Source organism: Sphingobacterium sp. UBA1498 (assembly GCF_002325125.1).
GTDB lineage: Bacteria > Bacteroidota > Bacteroidia > Sphingobacteriales > Sphingobacteriaceae > Sphingobacterium.
Genome location: NZ_DCRG01000018.1, coordinates 1 through 18,055 on the forward strand (window position 1 = coordinate 1; position 18,055 = coordinate 18,055).

At 39.6% G+C, this 18,055-nt stretch carries 12 protein-coding genes; 3 read left to right on the forward strand and 9 right to left on the reverse strand.

What is annotated here, in order from left to right; translation table 11 throughout:
- Window positions 1-608: 608 nt before the first annotated feature.
- From B3139_RS10125 to B3139_RS10165, 9 genes are all read right to left on the reverse strand, one after another.
- A complete protein-coding gene (locus B3139_RS10125; RefSeq protein ID WP_293882502.1) occupies window positions 609-2,735 on the reverse strand; it encodes an ATP-binding response regulator in 2,127 nt (708 codons plus the stop codon).
- A 286-nt stretch (window positions 2,736-3,021) separates the two neighbouring features.
- A complete protein-coding gene (locus tag B3139_RS10130; protein WP_293882504.1) occupies window positions 3,022-3,300 on the reverse strand; it encodes a DUF4342 domain-containing protein in 279 nt (92 codons plus the stop codon).
- Window positions 3,301-3,429: 129 nt separating this feature from the next.
- A complete protein-coding gene (locus B3139_RS10135; protein WP_293882507.1) occupies window positions 3,430-4,524 on the reverse strand; it encodes a glycoside hydrolase family 2 TIM barrel-domain containing protein in 1,095 nt (364 codons plus the stop codon).
- A 103-nt stretch (window positions 4,525-4,627) separates the two neighbouring features.
- Window positions 4,628-5,272, reverse strand: coding sequence for an HAD family hydrolase (locus B3139_RS10140; protein ID WP_209577406.1), 645 nt, complete (start codon window positions 5,270-5,272; stop codon window positions 4,628-4,630).
- A 186-nt stretch (window positions 5,273-5,458) separates the two neighbouring features.
- Window positions 5,459-6,484 (reverse strand): endonuclease/exonuclease/phosphatase family protein, encoded by a 1,026-nt coding sequence (locus tag B3139_RS10145; protein WP_209577409.1) that lies wholly within the window; start codon window positions 6,482-6,484, stop codon window positions 5,459-5,461.
- A 7-nt stretch (window positions 6,485-6,491) separates the two neighbouring features.
- On the reverse strand, window positions 6,492-7,871 hold the full coding sequence (locus tag B3139_RS10150) for a DUF5689 domain-containing protein (RefSeq protein ID WP_293882509.1): 1,380 nt from the start codon (window positions 7,869-7,871) through the stop codon (window positions 6,492-6,494).
- An 11-nt stretch (window positions 7,872-7,882) separates the two neighbouring features.
- Window positions 7,883-10,618, reverse strand: coding sequence for a TonB-dependent receptor (locus tag B3139_RS10155; protein WP_209577411.1), 2,736 nt, complete (start codon window positions 10,616-10,618; stop codon window positions 7,883-7,885).
- An 87-nt stretch (window positions 10,619-10,705) separates the two neighbouring features.
- The gene (locus B3139_RS10160; protein ID WP_209577412.1) at window positions 10,706-12,151 is read right to left on the reverse strand and encodes a fimbrillin family protein; all 1,446 of its coding nucleotides are present in this window, start codon (window positions 12,149-12,151) and stop codon (window positions 10,706-10,708) included.
- Between the two features lie 37 nt (window positions 12,152-12,188).
- Entirely contained in the window at window positions 12,189-13,793 is a 1,605-nt protein-coding gene (locus tag B3139_RS10165) for a fimbrillin family protein (RefSeq protein ID WP_293882512.1), read from the reverse strand.
- 158 nt (window positions 13,794-13,951) lie between these two features.
- Here B3139_RS10165 and B3139_RS10170 point away from each other — a divergent pair, with 158 nt between their 5' ends.
- The 3 genes from B3139_RS10170 (at window position 13,952) to B3139_RS10180 (ending at window position 17,998) form a co-directional block, all read left to right on the forward strand.
- The gene (locus B3139_RS10170) at window positions 13,952-15,082 is read left to right on the forward strand and encodes a clostripain-related cysteine peptidase (RefSeq protein ID WP_293882514.1); all 1,131 of its coding nucleotides are present in this window, start codon (window positions 13,952-13,954) and stop codon (window positions 15,080-15,082) included.
- A gap of 154 nt (window positions 15,083-15,236) precedes the next feature.
- The gene (locus tag B3139_RS10175; protein ID WP_293882516.1) at window positions 15,237-15,938 is read left to right on the forward strand and encodes a hypothetical protein; all 702 of its coding nucleotides are present in this window, start codon (window positions 15,237-15,239) and stop codon (window positions 15,936-15,938) included.
- An 89-nt stretch (window positions 15,939-16,027) separates the two neighbouring features.
- The gene (locus tag B3139_RS10180; protein ID WP_293882518.1) at window positions 16,028-17,998 is read left to right on the forward strand and encodes a DUF4836 family protein; all 1,971 of its coding nucleotides are present in this window, start codon (window positions 16,028-16,030) and stop codon (window positions 17,996-17,998) included.
- The last annotated feature ends 57 nt before the right edge of the window (window positions 17,999-18,055 follow it).

Here is an 18,055-nt window from a genome sequence, read left to right on the forward strand (position 1 = left end):
CGTTTAACTACCTCCGTGGCCGTCGACGGGGCTGGTCCATCGGCCATGCTCCGCAACCGGCACTGTCCTCAGTGACGGTCCACTTTCTATGTGCTATCATTCGTATTTCCAGTAGTTGCTACACGAATCTTCTATAAATGTATCCGGTTAAAAGATGTAAATAGTTTATTCGTTCCGGAATATAGTTTCACGATCGCCATAACGGTAAAGCAACATTTTTCATCGACAGGAACTCGCTCTTCTGTGAGGTATATCAGCATAGTATCCATCTAGACAATCTAGCTTCAAGGGACAACATGGCTATAATCGTAATTTGGGAATACAGATTTTATGGCGAAATAATTCGTCATGGCCATATTGCTTTTCTCTAATTGCTGTCACCATAAACTATTGTCCATATACAGAGCCGTTTCATCATCACTTTTCTGCTATTGTTTACTTTGGAGTCAGGCTAGCGGCCACTGTACTACGGATCGTTATCAATGATTGTAGCTTGGTCGGTAATGCACAGGAAGATACTGGAATGGAGAGCTTTTTCGGCTGATGGCAGCGCTGGCTGATTCTATGCCGTTGAAGATATAAGTATTAACGTGGGAAGATTATTTAATTTACGAAATGCGCGCAATGATCTCGGCAAGAATAGCTTTGTTTAAGGGTTTGGTCATAATGCCATCAAATTCATGTTGCTGGCCTTCTGGAGCCTGCATGGCTACCTGTGATTCGTCTGACGTTAATGCAATAACTTTGCTATTCCATCCTCGCATAGGGTTGGTGTCTTTGACAGTATTTAGAATGTCCCAGCCCGTAGGACCATGCATTTTGAGATCGGTTATAATAATATCCGTTTTATTTTCTTTCAGGTAAGTTATTGCAGCAGTTGAATCTTGATAGATCTTTACATTTTCGAAATGTTGCAATGCTTGTTTTACAAATAGATTATTAATTGCATTATCATCAATAACGACAAAACTTAAATCTTTTGATAATTTGCTCAAATTTGTGATTGGTTTTCTGTTTTTCTTTTCTTCGGTAAATGGGACGACTAATGTAAATGTTGATCCTTTACCTTGTTGACTGTTAACACTTAACGTTCCGTTTAGCTGTGCAGCCATGAGTTTAGAAATATGCAATCCCAATCCAAAACTACTTTTGGATTTTTGATCAGTCATATAATACTGTTCAAAAATATGCTCTTGATCTTTTGCAGAAATACCCATTCCTGTATCGTTAACTACAATATGTAATTTTGATCCCTGATTTCTGGTGATATAGGCTTTCACTTCTATCGTCCCCTTATCCGTATATTTAATGGCGTTACTGAGGAGGTTGGAAACAATCTGTCTTACGCGATATGTTCCGCTTTTGATTAAGATGTCGCGATCGATATCAATGGAGCTAATAAGTTTTAGTCCTTTTTTATCTGCCTGTGACTGGAGCATTTTAATCACATTGAAGAGTAGTTGAGATGGTGAAAAATATTCGGCCTTTATTTCTAATGTACCAGACTCTAGCTTACCGAGATTTAAAATATCCTCAACGGTATCATTTATCACATGAATATCTTGTGTGATGGCATCTAATAAAATAGGATTGATCCTATTGCTTTCGGCGTTGTTTTTTAGTAAGTCAATAATGCTCACTAAAGAATTGACCGGTGTGCGTACATCATGACTTACATTGGCTAATATACTCGTCTTCTCCTTTGCTGTTTTCAAAGCGTAGTCTCTGGCAGCGGTCAGTTTCCGTTCATACACCAGTGTATTGTAGTGGTATGACAAGAGGAGTGTTACCATAATTATCATGAGAATAATAGAAGCGATAACCTGCTTTCCAAAAATGGAGGAGTTTTCACGATAAAGCTTGAAATCTCGAATTTCAGCAGCTCTTAACATTCCATCTTCATGAGTTTTAATTCGTAGCAATGCAGTACTAATCGTGTTGAATAAGTTGTAGTTAGATTGTAAAAGCTGCCTTTCTTTCTGCTGAAGCTCCATAAATGAACGGCGAATCTTACTGAAATCTTGGAGATGGAAAATCTCATTTTGCTCTATCAAATTTTGGATTTGGCTATGTATAGCTTTAATTTGGTTAACATTGAAATTTTGCTCCAGCCTATCTGCGACCAAGGTATCATTTTTGGCTTTGAAAATACGGGTGAATAGCTTCTCTTTTTTTCGAACTATCGTATCTTTCATGTTGACATTAAGAGCAGTATCGCGCAATATTTTGTTGACAACTGAATCTGCAAATATTCTATTATTTCCTGGACGGATGTTTTTATTTGTTTTGGTTAAGAGCGAAAGAGAGTCTTTCGCAAGAAAAATCATGTTGTCAACAGATTTTTTAATGCGTGCGAACTCATCCGAGAGGGAAATATTTTGTTCCAGGGAAGTATTTGTGGAGAAAATAAGTCCTTTTTGTGAAGATAATTCCGATAGTGAATCAATATAAAACCTGAGCGTATCCAAACTATTGCTGTAGTTCTTTAAATTTTTGGCACTAAAATCCACGGTGTAGGAACGAAACGCATTTCCGGAGTCGTTATATGATGAGAAGAGTTCATAAAAAAGATTTGTCAATTCATTCTTAGAGCTGTATGCTTTATTTAGACGGGATTCGGTCTTTTGGTATTCAATATATTGATAGGTAAATATCGAACCGATATAAGTCAAGGAAAGAATGAGGAAGGCAATTAAAACTGTCCTGATAATAAATAATTTTCTACTGTTTTTCACGTTATTGTTCTTTCACCCCAATAAATTAACTATAGCCTATTTTGTTTAGTTTGGAATTCAAATTTAGCACTAAAAAACCAAATCCAATTGTAAGCTTGTAGACAGGGAGCTACTTTTTGGAAATCTTATGTCATCTTTTGACTGAAAGCTAGCGTAGAGAGACCATTTTGATCATTTGCGGATGAATAGATGAAATTGTACTGTATGGATATATGCCGAGAATTTTATAAAAGAAGGGGCTATCCAATTTTTGGATAGCCCATCTTTGTAGTGATAGTATAGTATTTTATTTAAGTTCAATCATCTTTTGATTTGCATGCTCTTCTTTTACTTCTTGAAGAATTGCAATTTCAATAGGTGCAATCAAACTTATAATAATCAATGCAATAAAAGCTACAGGGAAAATAATTCCGATGATTACAGCTAATAGCAGGGAAATATTTAAGTATTCTTGTCCATTCTTGGATGAAACTTTTAAACGGGAGCTTTTGAAGGAATCAAAAAGATCTTGAAAAACTTTAGTAATTGTTTTACTGTTGATGCTGAATGTCGTTTTAGTTGCCATGATGTTTATTTTTTTAAATCTTTATTTCTTATTTGATGACTCAAAGATAGGACGGAAATAGCGCACTGACCACGCTCATTAGGCCAATCTCGAAACAATCTCGGTAAACACCCGGCTTTTGTCGGTCAACTATAGACCGACGTGTTCTGTTTTTGATTTAGTAGGTCCCGATGGACCCTGTTTATACGCTGGATCATAGTTCCATTCAATATGGTCGGTTAATATCTTGCCATCTTTCGGACGTATTTTCGCTTCCACTGTATTTTTTAGCTTCACGTTTTCGAAGATGTAATGTACATTGGTCTGACCAATTTTGGCGCCTTTGATAAACTGTCCATTAACTATCAATGTAGGCTCACCTCTGTTGGAATAAACTGTAACAGCTGTGATTTCATTCCCTCTATTCATCATACGGCGTTGTGTGATATATAATACAGGTTCTTTGCTCCAGTTGGCTTTGTACCAATAAAAACCATCCTTCTTCAATTTACGGTCAAAGGACACCAATCCTTTATAATTTCGGGGATTGACATTGAGTGCGGTGATCGGCGTCGCAAAATCAAAGGTATTCCAAACATAGGAGCCTAAGAAAATCGGACTTTTAGCGATTACTCCCCAATGGACTTCATGGAATTTGGTGGCATATTCTTCGGGGAAAAAGGCAGGGTTGCTCCATTGATTGCCAAAGTTACCAATTTCTTCGGCCTGATCTTCGGGAATCGCTTCGGCACCATATTCCGAAAAGATGATTCGGTAATCTTTAAATGCTTCACTGATTCGTTTTGCCCAGGAGGCGACATCGTCGTCTTTGGCTGATTTATCTTCCAGTTCGCCGTTGTACCATCCAAAATAATGGTTGATGCCTTGCACGTCTGCATTGTTGTTGACCGGGTGGTCGATGACATTATAACCGCTGACAGAAACGGTATATCGGTCCGGATCTTCGGACTTTGCCAGATCATTTAATTTTGTGGTGAGATCAACGGTGTAGGCCGTAGGTGTATACACTTCGTTGTGCATGCCCCAGATATAAATCGACGGATGATTGAAATTTTGTCGAATCAGTTCTTTCAGTTGTTGTTGCACATTATTCTCTTCTAATGTCGTTACGCGGTTCACAAATGGAATTTCGGCCCAGATCAATAATCCGATACTGTCGCATTTTGAATAGAAGTATTTCGATTGCTGATAGTGTGCCAAAAGCGGGGTAACCTCAAAACACAAAACGAGCAATTAATGGATGCGAAAATGTAGTCACCTGCTTTAAAAAAAGCGGCATCTGGATCACGATTGATTTGAGTGCCGCTTTTCTTTTTATACTATACGATTATATAATACCTAGAAGCTCTTCTGGGCTGTGGATAATGTATTGGGCACCATGTTCCTTTAATTCATCTTCATCGCGAAAACCCCATGTCACGCCTATGGCTGTTACCCCGGCATTATTGGCGGTATCCATATCCACAGATGAATCGCCTACATAAAAGCATTCATGTTTGCCGACGCCCAGTGTTTGGAGGCTGTCTAAGACAATCGCTGGATCTGGTTTAGCTGGATGACCAGCGCGATGTCCCAAAATAAGGTCAAATTGAAGATCGGAGAAATATTGCTGCATCAGCGGGAGGACTGCCTCGTGGTACTTATTGGACGCTACGGAGATGAGATAACCTAAGGATTTCAATTCTTGGAGCAGCGGTATAATTCCGGTATATGGTTTTGTGTGTGTTATGGGTTTTTGCTCGTAATAGCTCTTAAAAGCGGCAAGTACGAGCGGCATCGTCTGTGGGGTTCGTGCTTCTTCGGGTAATGCCCTTTCGATAAGTTTCTCCACCCCATTGCCTACAAATTTCTTATAGGCTACGAGTGGATGAGTTGGATATCCATACTGTTGCAGAACTGCGTTACAACTGTCTCCAAGGTCTTGTAATGTATCTAGTAGTGTCCCGTCTAGATCAAATATGATAAGCTTCATGATTTAAATCTAGTAAAAAATTGCGTTTTAACTATGGTATAATAGTGCGATTAAATGGTAGTTTATATTTTGTGTATAATGATAGATTCCTGAAGACTGGCGATATCAAAAAAAGATAGGAGCTCGTATATAAGGAGCTCCTATATTTAAGTCCGTTTAAGAAGAGTTAATCGGATTTCATTTATATTATTTTACCAGAAAGATCAATGTTGGAAAGTGATCCGAGTAGCCATTGATAAATACGCCGCCTGAAAATGTCCGGTGCGGGTAACCTTTGTTGCGTCCTTCCTGTTGAACCAGAAAGTCTCTATTGAAGATTTCTGCTTTGACGAAACGTAAGCCTTTGTTTTTATTATCCAATAGTGGCCTGGAAATAATGATCTGATCAAAGAGGTTCCATTGCCCCTGATAACCCAGTGATCCAATTCCCTTATCGTAAAACTTCCACATGGTATTAAACAATCCTTGAGTTGGTACATCTTGTGGGTTTTTCTTGGCCTGCAAGACATCCTTCACGCTTTTATCTTTGGGGTCATCATTCAAATCGCCCATGATGATAATCTTGGCCTCCGGATTTTCACGATATAGGGAATCACATATCCCTTTAGTAATACCTGCGGCGAATTCGCGAAGTCCAGAAGATTTATTGCCATAACGCGAAGGCCAGTGGTTAACAATGATATGCACTGTATCGCCAGCAATAGTTCCGGATATTAAGAGCTGATCACGCGTCTTGAACCCGGGATTTTCCGGTAAATGAAAGGAATATGCCTGATCGCGATAGGGGGTAAAGAATTCTGGATTATAAAGGAATCCAACATCCACACCACGGCGGTCAGGGGAGTCATGATGAATGATCTTTAATCCCAGCTCACGGAGTTGGGGATCTCGTGTAAGATCTTCCAGAACCCGGCGGTTTTCAATTTCGGCTACGCCTAAAGCTATGGGCCCGAGGTTTGAACTCGGCGAACCAATAGCGCGAATTGCTCGCGCCATATTTTTAATCTTTTGCTGGTATTTGGCTTCTGTCCATGTGTTGGCACCCTTTGGCGTAAACTCATCGTCATTGATGGAAGAATCTTTTACGGCGTCATATAAATTCTCCAAATTGTAGAATGCGATGGGGTAAACCCGACGGTTGGTTTGTGCGAAACTCGGATTTACAGCAAATAAAAGGAGAAGTAAAATGCAGCTGATGTGTTTATAGTTCATCTTTCATCTATTTAGTAACGATAATCGTGTTGTCTGAAGCGCTTCCGCCAGTTGCGCTTACGATTTTAATATTATCTAAACGGAAGCCAAATGCATTGTCCGCGCCAGTCATTATAAATTCGACGGTACTTGTTGCTGCAGGTGTAATGTTAGGAATACTGACCGTGTAATATTTATTACGGTCATCTGTTGAGGTGATCGCTACTGGTGTGCTTGGAATTGTATAAGTTGTTCCGTTTACCTTCACCTTCATGGCATTAAGGTTGGTCGCTTCACCAATATTGTAAATATTAGGAACGAGCTGATAACTCAATGTAAGGTCCGTTTTGTTGGCCGTTTGTATTCCAGCGATTTTCAGTGTAATATCTTTGTTTGCCGGAAGCCAAACCGAGGCACTGATTCCTGTCGCTGTTCGAATATCGGCGGAATTGCTTTCTTCGGTGTAGGTCACCGGAGCTTTCATGTCGAAATCGGTGAAATCTGCAATTTTTGGACGGTTGCCACTTGGATAAGTGCCATTGCCAAATGTTTCACTGAATAGTGTCCCTCCGGTTTCGGGATCAGTCGGTGTTGTTCCCGCATCTGTACCATCAAAGTCAATAACATCTGTCTTGTCACGTAAGAAGAGCTGCCAACCACCATTGTAACGACCTAATATTCCGACTAGTGTTCCGTTTCCTTTAGGAAGGATCTCTTTAGCAAAGGTAGAGAAGTTGCTGTTGCGAACATCCAATGTTTTGGCATTCGCATCTTTGACGACTTCGCTGACAGTAGCGGTTCCACCTGCGAAGGCGTTAATGCCGCCGTTGTTGAAGCGTACATTTTTAATAATGACCAATTTGTTGACCATTGATGCGTCTAACTTGGACAGGTCGACTTCCAACGGCGTTAAATTAGCTGCATCAGACCACTTATTTCGTAGTACATGCTCTTGAAAAACAAGCCACGAGATACGATTCGCATTGGTTCCGCTAAAACCAATTTGCAATTCACCACCATATTTGACCATGGATAAACCCTTTAGGTTAACGTAAACTTCTTGGCCAGCTCTAAAGGATGAATAAACGCTGTTTTGATCGACGCCGATATTAATGGCTGCAGTTTCGTCCTGAATGTATAGCTGCTTGTAGATATTTCCCGAAATATCGTTACCTGTGACAAATGCTTTAATAATTAAATCTTCTTCAATTACTTTTGGATCCACAATGTTAGCATATTTTTCTTTTAATGCTCCTATTGTGATGTTAGCACCTGGACCACTGTATATGGGTTCAGTCAATGGCGGCTCAGTATAGTCGCGCTTACACGCATTGGTAAATAGGATAAGTCCGACACAGATGACTGATAACATCGTGGTATAGACAGCTTGTATATTTTTTTTATTCATGATTATTGAAGTTAAAATCTATAGGATACATTCAAAAAACAGTTGATCCCCTGCATATAATAATATTTCGAATTAAACTTATTAGGTGCGGTAATGTCCAGGCGTGCATTTTCGTAACCGCCTGTTCGAATGTTTTTGTCGTTTAATACGTTATTGACAGCCAAATTGAAATTGATTGATTTACCACGATCTTTTAGGTATAAAATCTTTCCGATAGAAAGATCTACAGTCGCACTGTTCTTAAATTTCTCTTGATGCGTCAAATTTTGGTATGCCTCGTAAAGTTCTGCATCATCCGGACTGATGGTCGAATAGTCGGACATCAACTGGCGAAGCGGTGCTTTGGCTAAGTACATATCGCCTGCATAGTTTACATTGGCACCAAAGAACCAATAATCGACAAAATAGCGGAGGCCAAATGTTCCTGTTGTTTGTGGCATTCCGCCAACATAATAATTATTAAGATATACTGTTTCACGTACATTAGTCGCAGGAATACCATTGATATATCCATTTTCAGAGTTCATGACCCCCATTGGATTATTACTATAGTAGTATTCGGCTTTTGTAGCAGCAAGATCAATACTCCAGTTGTTATCGATCTTGTATGTTAAGCCTAACTCAACCCCCCTATGAATTTGATCCATATCTTCTAAACCGTGGTTGATAAATGTACGTGCAGCATCGTTGTAATAACTTTGACGGCTAATTAGATCCGTAAAATTAGTCTGAAATACCGACAAGCGTCCATTTAACTTTGGCAAGGAGAAAATATAGCTAATATCTGTTGAGAAGATCTTCGCACTTTTTAAGTCCGCTAAGGTGAAGTCACTTACACGTGGTGAGACGTAGGCATCATTGGCCAAAGGAGCCTTGGTTTGGTAACTGATTTTCGCATTCAACAAATGACGTCCATTGAATTTGTAGGTCATCCCCCCTTTAAATGCATAGTCTACAAAATGATGCTCCTGTCCTTTTCCATAAGAATCATTTGGGAAACGTCCATTTTTCATATAACCAATCCGTTCAAAACTGGTATAGGAAAGTTGTGTCCCGTAGAAGAAATCGATATTCGAATAGCTGTATTCATTTTGTAGCCAAGCATTCGCCGACTTCATATTGATATTGAAGCGGTAACCAAATGTATCACCCTCACGAGCTTTAAAGTCTGGATTTAACAGGTTATTCTGGGCTGGTAAAGCTCCTTGTCCAAAATCCTGTTCTGCGTATTTATCGGTGTCCAATACATATTCGGCACCTAACAAGTCGTCTACTGTTTTATATTGCTGTGATTGTGAGCCTTTAACTGCAATGCCTGCCGTTAACTTTGAATGTTCGTTAATGGTCTTGTTTAACGTCGAATTGAAACTACTTTCCAGCAGGTCGCTGTGACGTTTTTCGACCATATATAGTGCTGAAAGCTCACCTTTCATTACCGCTTCCTTGTTTTGATTATATAAACTAGCCCAGTCGACTTGAGATACTGCTTTGGATTTCCATGCTTCGGTATATTTGTCAATATCCTCTTGCTGTGTATAGTAGCTAGGTAAATTGCGGTAGTAGTCAGGCCTTGGGTCTTTTGCTCTGTACCAGTTTAATGCAGTACTGGCATATTTGCCATAATGCAGTGATATACCTGTAGTCAGTTTTGTGTTCGGATCGATTTTCCAGATATGTGAAAGGATTGCGGTAGGGTCGTAAGCCGTTACTACACGCGAATTCCTGATTTTTCCATCTTGGTAACCCCAATTGGGGTTGTATAGGTTATTGTCGAGGAGATCGTAGGCTTCCTGAAAGGAGCCTGATTGTTGACCGCGCTCTACGGGTGAACCAAAGGTAACTAGGGATAAGCTGTGTTTTCCTTGTTGGAATTGTTTTTCAATCGACAGGGCATAAGAGACATTCTTGTAGAATGTTCCTTCTACATAACCTTTATCGGCATAACGACCACCGATCAACCCTGTAAATGCCCAGCCATTGTCCATGAGACCGGTAGAATAGCTCAGCATGCCGCGGCTATAGTAATTCCGGTTGGTATAGGTAGCTGTTGCCTTTGCGCCTTTCGCAAAGGTGCTTGCACGCATGTTGATGTTTTCAGAGCCGCCAATGGAGCCGAATGTAAAAGTCGAGGCATCCATGGCGTTGTCTTCGTCACCATTTCGGGTCAAATCATTGATGGCTCCGATGGAGGCGTAGTTGAAGACACCACGCAACTGGTCATTGAAATGTACACCGTTGATATATTTTTGTTCGTATCGGTTGTTGTATCCGCGAAGGCGGAAACGGAACTGTGAGAGCTGATAACCAATTTTGTTAACGTATACGTCATTGGAAAGGATAATTTTGGCCGAAATGTTTTGATCGAAAGATTCGTTATCATCATCCAATAAATCATCTGCAGCCATGCTCAGTTGTACCATATTATCATTGTCAGTACTTGGAAGAACATAAATGTCTTCCATTTTGAGCAGACCGGAGGTCGGGATTTGAACAGTAATTTTAGTTTCTTGGATGTTACCGCCCGTGATCAGGATGGTTTCCTCGCCTGAATTTAACTTCGGTAGATTGAAGTTTCCTTTGGAATCCGTAACCACTGTTTTTTGATTTTTTTCAAAGACGAGACGTACATTGGAAAAAGGTTCTTTGCTCAACTGATTGCGTACGATACCCTGTACGTTGGCCTTTTGGGCAAAGATAGGGGTACTGGCCGCCGATAAGAGCGCAAAAAGTATGTATTTTTTATACATAGCTTGAGGTTAAAAAGTGAAATGTATTTAGCTAACAAATGCAACACATGATGGATGTGTTGCATTTGAAGATGTTTTTATTGTATTTTATTTTTGGCCTTTTAAGACGATATTATCGATGCGGACACCAACAGTATTATTTGTAACAGTTGTTGTTAATGTAATTTTAGAGCTAGCAGGAACTGATGTTGCTGCGGAAAGATCAACCTCTACCGTGTAAAAAATATTTGCATCATTATTTTCTTTCGATAATACTTTGGAAGTTGGACTAAATTTTTGTCCATTTAAATCTATTGAGAGATCTTTGATGTCGAATTTTGTACCTGCGTTAAACACATTAGCGGCGATATCAAATGTAAGTTTTAATTTGGATGATTTTTCGGTGTTAATGTTGCTAATAGCCAATTCAGCATCTTTATTTGCCGGTAGCCATACGTGGTTTGTTAAGTTATCTCCCGATTTTAATACGCGAATATCAGACACCGCAAATTGATCTGTATAGGTTACAGCCGTATTTGACCAGCCTGTAAATGCTGCGATCTTCGTATTTGATGAAACTATTGTTGAACCAAAATCTTCAGTATATAATGTCTGCTCAACGGGATCAGTTGTGCCACCGCCATTTTCTTCGTCTTTCCCGATAGTATAAGACCCCGAAGGTACATCGGTCCAGTCAACAATACTTCCTGAAGCTACAATAGCTGTATTGTTGCCTGCTTCCTCCTGTAAAGTAATGTTATAGCTATATTTTTTACCAGCTTCGTAAGTTGTTGATGATGGTAAAGTCCACGTATAGATTTCATTGCCAATTTTGAATTCAACTTTTGCTCCAGAAATGTTGGCGACAGGCAATAAGATGGCTTCTGCTGATGTAGTGGTTGTTCCAGCGGTTGTTTTTGCTTTGATAGCCGCCGGGTTAGTGCCAGCAGCTAATGTACCTGTTGCAAGGTCGAAATTTGCAGTTGTATTGAATCCATTGTAAGTTACGGTAAGACCTGATAGGGAACTAACGCCAGTTCCGGCCGCAATCGTCAATTCAATTTTACTTAGTTTGTGGCTAAATTGTAATTGGGCGTTTGCTGTATTTTTATTGGCACCAGTTACATTATTAGCATATAATAAGTCGATTTTATTTTGTTGACTTTGATCGCTTACATTGACTGGGTAGACATTGTTGCTGATGGTTGTTTGATAAGGGTAGTAGGCAATGAAATCTACGTTGGAACCATCAGCAGGATAAGAGATTTCTTCGGTAGTGCCATTCGCTTTGAAGTTTCCGTCTCCACTCGATGTAACATACTGTTTGTTGCTTGCCAATGCATTGCTTAGGCCGCTGCCGGTTTTCATGAAAACACCGATAGCATCGTTGCTTTCCCAGTTTGCTCCAGTTGCTTTGGTCGTAACTTGATTGGAGATTGTTGACGAAAAAGTTACCGCTTTAGTAATTTCTTGTTCTGAAACAGGTGCCTTTTGGCAGGAACTTGTAATGGCTGCTGCTGCAGTCGCTAGGAATAAAAGTTGGTTTACTTTCATAATTAAAATGAATTGATATGACTAAGTCGTTTATTAATTATTTCCAAATAGAGGTGTTAATATTTGCTTTTTGAGCGTCATTGAGATCGGGGAAGAACATGAATCCTGTAGCCTTTTCAAGGTCGCTTACCGATAATCTATAGTTTTCAAAGGTTACTCCAGAAGGTGGGGTTTCATTATTTATCTTATAGGCAATGGTATAATATTCGGATCCTTTTTTCATTGCTAGTGCTTTGAAGTAATATTTGGGTTTGGCGATATCTTTGCCATCATTGTCCTGCGCGAAATCCAATACTGTATTGGTACTTGTTGTAGGCATTGCTCCTGTTACGACATACATCGTATCACACTGTGCCGTCCAGGTTCTGACTTTCGTTTCCAGGTTTGCCCAAATACCTTGGTTCAGACGTGAAGCTTGTGCGGTCATGTTGGTGAAGTAAAACGTTGTTTTATTTTGGGTTGTATTTAAGTTGCGGTCCGCACTTGGTAATTGGTGTCCTCTGTCGTAGCCGCTTGGCTTGAAACCATTAAATAAATTAGGTTGAAAAGCCGTAGAGACTTGCGGATCATATCCCCATGCATCCGTGCGATTGCCCGATCCCAAAATGCTGCTGTATAACGGATAAGCTACCCAATACGCCATTTTTAATTTTTTGTCATATAACATCGCATAGTTTCTACTGTCGCTGGCGTCCGGCATAAAATGCTGTATAAAAACCTCATCATTGCTGAGACTGTTCATCTTGGGAATTTCTAGATAGGCTTGTGAATCACCGACTCCACCGCTCGGTTTACCGTTGTCGATTTTGATGTCAAAGCTGTATCTGTTACCTGCGGTCAGTTGCTTTAGGTTTTGATTTTGTGGTACCGTCCAGGTATAGCTATCGCCATTAGAAGCAACAAACTTAATTGCCTTTCCGGTGATATCTTCACCCGGAAGGAGTAGAAATTCAATTAAAGCTGTTTTATTCGCATTTACCGTTAATTTTCCCTGAACATCTTTTTTCTCCGTTGAATTCACCGTCAATTTTCCAGATGTTAAGTCGAATCCCCCTTGCGTGCTTATTGCTGGTAATTTAACCGTAACTTGATTTGCCTCCAGTACAGCGGTATTGGTAATGGAGAGATGAATACTGATTTTACTCAATTGCCTTACAAAGTTAAGCGGGATGGTGTTGTTACTTTTATCGATGTTTTTAGCGTTATTTGCGTACATCAGATCTAAAGCTGCGGGATTGGACTGATCACTTAAATCAATTGGATATTGAAAATCTGTTAGCGATTTATACGGATAGTATGCGATGAAATCCACTTTTTCAGCGTTTAAGAAAATTGAATTGTTGCTTTGAAAGAGCGAACCATTAAAAGTGAACAAGTGATTGTTGACCTGGTTGATAACAGTCGCTGACTCCAACGGTTGACCTGATCTGTACATGTATACACCGATTTGGTCATTCTGTTCCCAGGTAGTTCCGGTAGCTTTTGTGTTGATTTGGCCGACGATGGTGGGGGTAAATTTTACTGCCGGCTGCTCGATTCGAGATTCAGGCTTCTGACAGGAATTAAATGTAAGCGATGCAATCATAAAGCAAGCTATTCGCAACATATGCTGTTGTGGAATAGTTATGATCTTCTTAATCATATTGATAGTTAGTGTTTGTTAATAAAGTAATGGCAAAAATACTTAAGTTAAGTTAAATTAATATGAAGTCTTCGTATTCTTTTGTGTAAATAATTATTTTATTGATGTATCAGTTTGATTTTTAGATATATTTGTTACTGTTTTTAAGTGTTTTTACTATGAATTTGATTATGTTCCGCGTATTGATGGTATTGTCTATTTTATCTATGACGCTGTTAAATAGTTGCAATGACAAAAGAGACAAGTTAATGGAGAGCGATAGCCGTGTGTTGTTGGTTTATATTGGTGCTAATAATAACCTGGTTTCAGATGCTTATAACAGCATCAATGCAATGGAAGAGGGGTTGGTTGGATTGGACGCCGATGTTTATGTATATGCCTCTTTGGCGGGCACCACGCCCAAAATCTACAAAATTGTAGCCGATCAAAGTCAAGAAATTAAAAGTACAGTCATCAAATCATATGGGGATCAAGATTCGGCAAGCCCCCAAGTAATGAAACAAATCCTATTGACTATGAATGCATATGCCGGCAGTCGTCCAGTAGGGCTTGTGTTATGGTCACATGCGACAAACTGGCTGCCAAATGTTGGTGTCAAATTGATGTCTTTTAACGAAGACAGGGGAAGCAAAACTGAACTCAGGGATCTGCAAACGGTTATTCCTTCTGGGCTTGACTTTTTAATGTTCGATGCCTGTTCCATGGCGAGTGTGGAAGTCTTATATCAGCTTCGGGAAAAAGCTAAATATACGATTGCTTCACCAGCTGAAGTGTTATCCACTAGTATGCCTTATCATTTGGTCTTGAAAGATTTATTTGATCCTAATCTAGAGCGGGGGCTGAGGTCTGCAGCGGCAACATATTTTAATTTTTATAATCAGTTAACAGGCCTCTATCAGTCTGCTACGATAGCTGTAGTGAATAATGCCTATTGGTCGGATCTTGCAAACAACGTCCATATTGCACTGAATAAATCCCCCCTGACAACGGTATATCGCGACAACTTACAGCGACTGGATTTTGACGAGAAGTCTTTATCCGCTGGTTTTGATTTTCTTGATTTTGTGCATCAGAACATGTTGCCCTCAGAGACAACAGCTATCGAGGCTACAGTTTCGAAATTGGTTATCTATAAGGCGAATACGGCCAGGTTTCTGGGTAAACCCATTTTGCGGTACTCCGGACTGTCCTGTTATGTCCCTAATGATTTAAATAAGTGGATACATCCCTATTATAATACACTGCAATGGTCTAAAGATAGCGGCTTTAATTCTTTCGTGAAGGAGTAGGTTTAATATATGTATTCTCATTTTTCCCTGAATTCAGGTAGTGAAATGCTTTCGCGACTTTAATAATTTTGTCAATAAGAAAAAATAGCACAATGTTTGCTGCTGATGTAAAACATATATTGATTTGACAAATTATTAATCGTACCGAGTTCTAATGAATGGATTTAAAGCAAAAAGAAAATTGAGAAGATTCTATGGCGTGATTTGTGCCTTTTTAATGACTTTGACATTGTCAAGTTGTTTTGATTTTGTTGAACAGATTGATTTAAAATCAGACGGTTCTGGGCATATTGCGGCGACATTAAATTTGAGTAAAAGTAAGACGAAGGTGTCTTCTTTAATGAAGATGAAAAGTATAAAGGGAATCCGAATACCTTCTCAAGCCGAAATGGAGAAGGAAATTCGATCTGCTGTTCAGTTATTGAAGCAGACTAAAGGTATTTCTAATGTAGCGTACAAGACGGATTTTACCAATTACATTGTTAATATTTCCTGTGATTTTAGCCAGATTGAATCGTTGAATGCTTTTTCGGATATCTTGGCAAACCGTTTTAAAACTAAGATATCGAATTCGAACCGATATTATTATCATGCGCAATCTCATGTATTTGAACGTAAATTTGTGGCTTCCAATGAGTGGAAAGCAAAATTCAATCAGTTGGGAAGCGACAATACAACCCAGTTTGCAGACGCATTCTATACACAGATCGTACGTTTTGAAAAGCCTGTAATCTCTCAGGGAAACAGTTTGGCAAAGGTTGCAGGAAATAAAAAAGGGGTACTGCTGAAGTTGCCTTTTATGGATCTGGTGTATGGTAAATCGAGTTTGGCGAATAAAATCACACTAACAAAATAACCTCATAATAGGGTGAAAACCGAGACGTGCTTAGCGCATAAACTGCAAATGAACAACAAGTCCGGTTCAGCTGAAAAATTATTTATAAGATGAAATCAAAATTTATATTAGTTGCATTCGCCTGTTTGTCCTTCGGGGCAAGTGCTCAGGCGCAGGACCTAATCAAACAGGTCCCCGAAGATGTGGAAGTGATTGCTGCTTTCAACCTGAAAGATATTGTACAGAAAGCAAATGCGAACAAACTGAACGAGTTACTTCAAAAAGCGGGTTTTTTTGAAAAAGCTGGTATTTCTGCGAACAATGATATCAAAAATTTAGGCGTCGACCTTTCTAAGCCTGCTTATTTTTATACCAGGAAAACTGATAGTATTAGTTTTACGGAATTCTTATTTTCTTTGAACAATAAGGGGCAATTTGAACAATTGCTCCATGCAGCCGGTGAACCAAAAGCATTTTCAAATGGCTACAGCAGCGTCAGTCTCAAAGCGGGCAGCATGTTGGTCTATAACGATCATATTGCTCGATTTATTTCGGCGACGGCAAATCCCACTTTTTTCGATAATGATTCAATCGCTGGTCGGTATGGTATTAAGAAGGTAGACTATATCGCACGTCCGGCCGATGACGAGGACGCCTGGGCAGATACTACAGTGGTGGCAATGGATTCCGCAGCGGTCGTGTGGGATGAGGCTGTAAAGCTTCCTGAGCAGGTATCGCCTCCTGTTGCTATCGATGTAGAACCGGATACCGTTGAATTAGCTGCTGCAGAAATTCAGCCGCCGGTAGTGGATGTTGTTGGAAGTGAAGAAGTTGAAATGCATGACCCGAGTTACTATGATTCACTTTATACAGCATATGAAGATCAAAATCGAAAAAATGATTCTATCCGCAATGGCTTACTTGAAAAGTGGTTGTTGAACGAAGCTACCCGGTTGCTTGCAGGGAATTACAAGTCCCTATCAAGTGCTGATCAGGAGAAAGTTCAGAAAAACATGGGACTTATTCGCTTGTACGTTCCCCGTGTAGAGGATCTTTATCGTGGCCTTACTCCGTATACCTCACTTCCTTATTATTACATGGGGATTAAACTGGATAAGTTCAAAACCGGATATCAAGATGGTATATTGGATTTTGCGCAAGAAGGAAGTGTGCTGAAATTAAAAGGTTCTGTTGGATTGGATAAAGGGCTTGCTGAGATGTCCAAAAGAATGTATGCTAAAAAGCCTAATGCTAAGTTTAATAAATATTTGACCGATAAGACTTTAGGTTTCTTCAATGTGAATATTAATTCGGAAGCTTATCTGACAGAAATGCCGGCCTATATGGCAAAATATTATGGTGGTTTGCTGGGGCCGCAACAGGATGTTTTAGAATGGGGGCTGATGGCGCTCGAAATAGCACTAGATGAAAAAGCAATTGCTCAAGTAATGCCGGGCGACCATCTTGTAGTTGTTAACGGTCTTCGTAAATTCAAGAAAGACTACATCGATTATACTTATGACGATGATTACAATGCAACCGAAGTGAAAAAGACCAAAGAAGAAACACTTCCTGTATTTATTTGGATGTTTACATCAAAGGATCAACGCTTGATCAAAAAAGGCTTAGAAATGGCTGTTTCAAAGCATGTTGGCCAAGTCCATGATGGTATTTATGCATTTTCAACCAAGAAAAATGTGGATGTTCCAATGTATGTTCTTCTAAAGGAGGATTTGGTTATGGTCAGTAATGATTCTCTGTCTTTAAATGACATCCGTCAAAATAAGATGAGTGGTCCAACAAACAAAGATTTCATCAAGCTGATGAAGCAAAATAAGATGTCGGCGGCGATGGATTTAAAAAAGCTGCCTGATATGTTAAAGGAAATGGGTGTTTCACCAGGGAAACAATGGGAAGAAATGTTGACACAACTCAATCAATATGGCAGTACTGCAATTACTTCCAAAGGAATCGTAGGCAACCGCGCTGAAGTTGAAATGTCTACACGGTTACCTCAGACAAGCGATGGCGCAGTCAGTTATTTAATGGATCAGATTATCAAAGAATTAAATAAAAAGTAACTAAAAGGCGGTCAAAACAAATTTATTACACTATTGTTTTGATCAATTTTGTAATAT